Below are 671 nucleotides of genomic sequence, written 5' to 3' on the forward strand. Positions count from 1 at the left end.
GTCTCGAGTAGCTTTAGCTTGACATCGGCTTCAGCCGACCCCTCATACCACCAACTTCCAGTTGGTGGTGGTTGATTGAAAGATCAGTCCTTAGAATTGCGGTTAACAACTGATCTTTCGGATCAGTATCAGAAAGGTATGCATCTTTTGGGAAGTTTGCGAGTATTCGATACCCACGTACAAACGATAGTACCGGTGCCTGTTTCGCCGGAAAGTAGACAAGCCAGGATCGAATTGAGGACTGAGACTGAGACTCCTTTCAGTGCCAGACAGATACTAAGTAGAATGTAGGATAGTTAACAAACAGTAGGGTCTAGATGGTAGTGTTGGGTCTAGATAAGTTTAGAGTGGGTTTTCTCTCAGCAGAGTTAGTATTGTATCATAGAGATTTTCCGCTCGATGATTAAATCTGAATTCACATTCCTTGAGGTGTAGATGAAACGTTTGTCTGGGAACACTATTAAACTTTGCAAGCCTCTGTTTAGCATAAGACCAAAACGATTCGGTAGTGCTGCAATATATAGGATGACAGGGCAGGCAAAGTCTAGCGCAGCCTCGCGCTCTATCCTATAGATTTCAGGACTACCCACCGAGGGAGCGGTGTGAAACAATGGCTGAAGCGGATTACGCCGAATCGGGCGCAGGTCCGCGAGCACAGGCAGCTACGCGTC

The 671-nt window shown here is 46.5% G+C and carries 1 pseudogene; it reads right to left on the reverse strand.

The annotated features are described in order from the left end of the window. Positions 1-342: 342 nt before the first annotated feature. Positions 343-504, reverse strand: a pseudogene (locus tag BQ17_RS15130) (IS1595 family transposase); the annotation flags it as partial. Between the last annotated feature and the right edge of the window lie 167 nt (positions 505-671).

Source organism: Candidatus Thiosymbion oneisti (assembly GCF_900092655.1).
In the GTDB taxonomy this organism is placed as follows: Bacteria; Pseudomonadota; Gammaproteobacteria; order Chromatiales; family Chromatiaceae; genus Thiosymbion; species Thiosymbion oneisti.